Consider the following 5,230-nt stretch of genomic DNA (forward strand, 5'->3'; position numbering starts at 1 on the left):
TCCAGGGGCTGGCCGTAAGCGGCGACGAGTTTGCCGGCGAGCTTGATGGCGGCGGTGACGGTGATCTGCTGGCCGAGGACGGCGCGCAGGGCGAGTTCGAAGCCATCCCAGGCGCCGGGCACGCGCAGGCCGGGACGGGCGGCGGTGAGGGCGGCCATGACGGGGTCGTGGGCCAGTTGCGCGGCGAGCGCGGCGGGGTCGCTGGCCAGGTCGAAGACGCGGCGCAGGCGCGCGATGATGGTGGGCAGGGCATGCAGCTGGGGGAAGCGGACGGTGGCTCGCAGCGCGTTGCCCGGGCCCGGTTCGACCCGCACGGTGCCCTGGCCGCCGTCCAGGCCGATGGTGCGCGTGTAGCTGTCGTCCGTGACCCGCTCGATGCCGGGGATGGCGCGCACGCGCAGGAAGTCCAGCATGGCGGGCCAGTCGTAGGGCGGGCGGTAGCGCAGCAGCAGCTTGATTTCGCCCTGCGGGCCGGCCGGGACATCGGGCTTGCCGGAACGCCGCAGTTCGCCCGGGGCGCGGCCGAACAGGGCCAGGAAGATCTCGTTGAAGCGGCGGATGCTGCCGAAGCCGGCGGCAAACGCGATCTCGGCCATGGGCAGGCGGGTTTCGTGGATCAGCTGCTTGGCCAGCAACACGCGCCGGGTCTGCGCCACGGCCACGGGCGAAGCGCCCAGGTGCTGGCGGAACTGGCGCCGCAACTGGCGTTCACCGACGCCCAGGCGCGCGGCCAGGGCGTCGACGCCGGCGTCGTCGAGCGCGCCGAGTTCGATCAGGCCGAGGGCGCGCGCGACGCCGTCGGGCAGGTCGCGGCCGCGGCCGGCGGTGGGCGCGGTTTCGGGCCGGCAGCGCAGGCAGGGATGGAAACCCGCTTCCTGGGCGGCGGCCGCCGTCGGGTAGAAGATGACATTGCGCGACAGCGGCGTGCGCGCCGGGCAGACCGGGCGGCAATAGATGCGCGTGGTCTTGACGGCGGTGAAGAAGCGGCCGTCGTAACGGGCGTCGCGCACGCGGATGGCGCTGTAGCAGGCGTCGTGGTCGAGGTTCATGCGATCCATGCTAGCGCCGGAAGCGGCCTGGATCTAGCGGTTTTCGGACACTGTTGTCCGGCTTGCTGTGATGTCCGGAATCCGCCAGCGCCGACGCCGCGTCCGGCCTATATTGGACGCGTTAACGCCGAAGCCGGAGCCCGCCATGCCTGTCCAGACTTTCCAATTCGAACGCGTCGCCACGCCCCTCGGGCAGATGCTGGTCCTGACCGACGCGCAGGAATGCCTGCGCGCGGTCGACTGGCACGACTACGAACCCCGCATGCATGCCTTGCTGCGGCGCCAGTATGGCAAGGGCGCGGTGCAGTTGCGCGATGCCGCGCGCGCCTCGGCCGCGAGCCGCCAGCTGCAGGCCTATTTCGAGGGCGAGGTGGATGCGATCGACCGGTTGAAGGTGGCGTCCGGCGGCACCGATTTCCAGCGCAGTGTGTGGCGGGCGTTGCGCGAGATCGCGGCGGGCGAGACCGTCAGCTATGGCTTCCTGGCCACGCGCATCGGCCGGGCTTCGGCGGTGCGCGCGGTGGGCATGGCCAACGGCGCCAACCCCATCGGCATCGTGGTCCCCTGCCACCGGGTGATCGGCGCCAATGCGTCGCTGACCGGCTACGGCGGCGGGCTGCATCGCAAGCGCTGGCTGCTGGAACACGAAGGCCGCTGGCGCGCCGCCCGGGGCGCGCCGGTGGCGCGGGCCGCCTGAGGCGGCCGCACCGGCAAGGAATGCCCGCGTCGCGTCGACGCGCGCGGCGCGGGGTGTGGCGGTCAGGCGCGGATCCAGCCGCGCGCGATGGGCAGCGCCAGCAGCCTGCGGTAGATGGCCTGCAGCACGGCCGTCAGCGGCTCGCCGACGCGGCGCCAGACCGGCACGGCCAGCCCGGCGGCCACTGGCGCCAGCAGCAGGCCGCCGGCGATGTCCAGCGGAAAGTGCACGCCCAGGTAGACGCGCGACAGGCCGACCACGGCCGCCAGCAACAGTAAGGCATAACCCCAGCCGGCCCAGCGCCGGTCGAAGATCAGCGTGAACGCCAGCGTGGCGATGATGATGGTGTGGTTGCTGGGAAAGGACGCGGTGGCCTTGTGCGCGAAGAACGCGTGGCCCAGCCCCAGCACGAACGGCCGCGCATGCGGCCACAGCGCGCCGCACAGGTAGCTGATGCAGAGCGCGGCGCCGATGCCGGCCAGCGCCTTGAGCGCGACGTCACGCTGGGCCTGGCCGCCCCACAGCCACAGCCCCGCGAGCGCGGCCGGCACCAGCAGGATCAGCCGGTTGGCGACGAACAGGGCCGCCTGGATGTGCCAGGCCGGGCTGGCCGGGTCGGCGTTGATCAAGAGAAACAGGGACTGATTGATAGGTTCCAGGAAATCCATGACGCGTCATTTTGATGAAATATTCTCGACTGGCGCGATGGTAGTCGGGTTTGCCGTCAATTCCCTTGCAAAATGCGCCTGGATCCGCGGATTTACTTCTGGATGCGAATGTCGTTTTCCTTGGCATTCACCGGCTTGCACAGAAAGAGCATGCAGTCCGGCGCATCCAGTCCGGACCGTGCCAGCCGCAGCAGCGGTCGCGCCAACTTCACTGGCACGGCGCGCTCCGTGGCACGCCGGGCAACCCCGCATTAGATCGGCCCCGGGCGGCCTTGGGTATCCCTGAAATCAGGTAATCGCGGTCGCTGGCGGCAGCGCCAGGCGGGCGAGCAGCCGCGTGCGGCCAGGCGCCGAGGCGATGTCCAGCGTGCCGCCGACCCGGGCGATGCGGGTGGCCATGCTGCGCACGCCGACGCTCAGATTGGCGGCGCGCACGGCGTCCACGTCGAAGCCGACACCGTCGTCCTCGATCTCCAGCAGCAGTTCGCCGGGCGCGGGCTGGCGCAGCGCCACGCCGACGCGCCGGGCGCGGCTGTGCTTGACCACATTGGTCAGCGCCTCTTCGATCAGCCGCGTCAGCGCCAGGCACTGCAGCGCGGAGGGCGCGCCGTTCCAGGCTTGCGGAACCTCCCAGCGCACCGCCAGGTCCAGTTCGTCGAACAGCTGGGTGTAGCGGTGGCGCAGCGGCGCGATCCAGGCGCGCGGCGTGGCGGGCGGCGTCATGTCGGCGCTGGCGCCGTTGTCGATGGTCTGCCGCAGGTCATTGCGCAGCAGGTTCAGCATGGACAGCACCTGCCGGTTCCGCAGCGGCTCGCCGGCCTGTTCGACCGCCGCCGTCATGCGCACCAGCGAGCCGCCCAGGCCGTCGTGCAGGTCGCGGGCGATTTCCAGGCGGTCCTGCAGCCGGCTGTTGGCCAGCGCCAGTTCATGTTCGCGCGCCAGCGTGGTGGCCAGTTCGGCGCGCGCGCGTTCGACCGAGATTTCCAGTTCCTGGTTGAAGCGCTCGATGCGCCGCACGCCGCGCGCGTGGCGCAGGCCCAGCACGGCCGACATGCCGACCAGCACCGCCATGCTGGTGTAGGGAATGTAGGAACGGCCGCCGTCGATGAGCTTGAGGATCAGCAGCAGGTCGTGCAGGGCGGCGCCCAGGAAGATCACCAGGCAGGCGGCAAGCAGCATCTGCTCGCGATCGCGGCTGCGCACGGCGTGGATGGTGCATTGCAGGCAGTTCAGAAAGAACAGCGCCGCCACCGTCAGCACGATGGTGCGCTGCATGGCCGCCACGGCCGTATCGGGCACGCCGATGGCGGCGGCCAGCATCGCGGCGACCGCGACCCATAGCGCTTTCTCCAGGCGCGGCCAGGACTGCCCGCCGAAGCGCCAGGTGAACAGGCAAAAGCAGGCGATGTGCAGGGTCAGCGCGACCGTATTGGCGCGCGCCGCCATCAGCGTGGTGCCGAACGGCCAGGGGCTGAGCGCCAGCACGTTGGCGCAGAACAGCACCCAGAACAGCGCGGTCAGGGCGTACCAGCCGTGGCTCGACTGCCGCGGCTGCATGACCCACAGGAGGAAGAACAGCGCGCCCAGGGTGGCCGAGATCACCAGGTTGACCAGGAACAGCGTGCGGTTGCGCCACCAGCGCAAGTCGTGTTCGCGCGCCAGCGCTTGCGGCTCGCCCAGGTAGACCGGGCCGAGGCCAGGGGTCTGGCCGGCCACGCCGGCCACGCGTATCCAGACGGTGTTGGCGCCGTCGCGCAGCGACGATTCGGGCAGGCGCCAGTAGCGCGGCATGTTCCAGCTGCGCGACAGGGGTTCGACCTGGCTGGCGTCGCGCCACAGCAGGTCGTCGTTCAGGTAGATCTCGCCGGCCATGACGATGGATTCGACCGCCAGCGCGGCCTGGCCGGCCGGCTTGCCGCCGCAGCCATGGCGCCAGTCGATGCGGTACCAGACGAAACCGGTATGGCCGGGCCAGCGGCTTTCCCAGTTGTCCGGCAGCGCGACCGACCGCCAGGCGGCGCCGTCCGCGGGGCGTTCGCCGCCGGGGCCGGCCAGGGCCGCGCGCACCCCGGTCACCTGCGCCACGCAGTCCGCGGGAAAACTCTGGGCCAGGGCCGGCGCGGCCAGCAGCGCCAGCCAGGCCAGCAGCGCCAGCCACGTCAGTCGAGCAAGCCGCGCGAGCGCGCCGTGTGGATCGCGCGGGTGCGCGAGGAGACGGCGAGCTTGCGGTAGATGTGCTTGATGTGGCATTCGACGGTGTAGCGCGACAGGTGCAGTTGCTCGGCGATCTCGCGGTTGCCCAGGCCCTCGGCCACCAGGCGCAGGATCTGGCCTTCGCGTGGGCTGAGCGTTTCGCCCGCGTCGGCCGTGGCGGGCTGGGAGGGCGCGGGACGCATTTCCTCGATGATGCGGCGGGCGACGAACGGATCGATGGGCGCGCCGCCGCGCAGCACGCTGCGCAGCGACAGCAGCACTTCCAGGTCGTCGCGTTCCTTCAGCACGTAGCCGGTGGCGCCGGCGCGCAGCGCGGCCAGGATGGCGTCTTCGGTGCTCCAGGCCGAGATGACCAGGATCGCCAGCGCCGGATCGGCGGCGCGCAGTTCAGCGATCAGGTCGATGCCATTGCCGTCGGGCAGGCCCAGGTCGACCAGCGCCAGCGCGACCGATTCGTCGGCGGCGCGGCGCCGCGCCTCGGCCAGCGAGGCCGCGAACAGCAGCGCATCGGCCGGGTAGCCCAATTGCCCCAGCAGCCGTTCCAGCCGGCGGCAGACCAGCGGTTCGTCTTCCACCACCAGGACCGGGGCGGGCAGGACAAG

The 5,230-nt window shown here is 71.3% G+C and carries 6 protein-coding genes; 1 reads left to right on the top strand and 5 read right to left on the bottom strand.

Annotated elements, in window-relative coordinates; translation table 11 throughout:
• Positions 1-1,049 (bottom strand): bifunctional transcriptional activator/DNA repair enzyme AdaA (locus DK459_RS10725; protein WP_110134870.1); only part of this gene is annotated, 1,049 nt, incomplete at its 3' end.
• A gap of 145 nt (positions 1,050-1,194) precedes the next feature.
• Between DK459_RS10725 and ogt the strand changes: the two genes are divergently transcribed.
• Entirely contained in the window at positions 1,195-1,746 is a 552-nt protein-coding gene (gene ogt, locus DK459_RS10730) for a methylated-DNA--[protein]-cysteine S-methyltransferase (RefSeq protein ID WP_108914052.1), read from the top strand.
• Between the two features lie 62 nt (positions 1,747-1,808).
• Here the strand turns inward: ogt and DK459_RS10735 are convergent, their stop codons facing one another.
• The 4 genes from DK459_RS10735 to DK459_RS10745 form a co-directional block, all read right to left on the bottom strand.
• Positions 1,809-2,414, bottom strand: a complete 606-nt coding sequence (locus DK459_RS10735; protein WP_054514767.1) for a phosphatase PAP2 family protein — start codon at positions 2,412-2,414, stop codon at positions 1,809-1,811.
• Between the two features lie 92 nt (positions 2,415-2,506).
• A complete protein-coding gene (locus DK459_RS31120; RefSeq protein ID WP_255288692.1) occupies positions 2,507-2,632 on the bottom strand; it encodes a hypothetical protein in 126 nt (41 codons plus the stop codon).
• 70 nt (positions 2,633-2,702) lie between these two features.
• The gene (locus tag DK459_RS10740; RefSeq protein WP_165601163.1) at positions 2,703-4,664 is read right to left on the bottom strand and encodes a 7TM diverse intracellular signaling domain-containing protein; all 1,962 of its coding nucleotides are present in this window, start codon (positions 4,662-4,664) and stop codon (positions 2,703-2,705) included.
• The coding region (locus tag DK459_RS10745) for a response regulator transcription factor (protein WP_110134871.1) at positions 4,574-5,230 on the bottom strand (657 nt) is incomplete at its 5' end. The genes DK459_RS10740 and DK459_RS10745, both read right to left, overlap by 91 nt.

It is taken from the genome of Achromobacter sp. RW408 (assembly GCF_003184165.1).
Taxonomy (GTDB): Bacteria; Pseudomonadota; Gammaproteobacteria; order Burkholderiales; family Burkholderiaceae_B; genus Achromobacter; species Achromobacter xylosoxidans.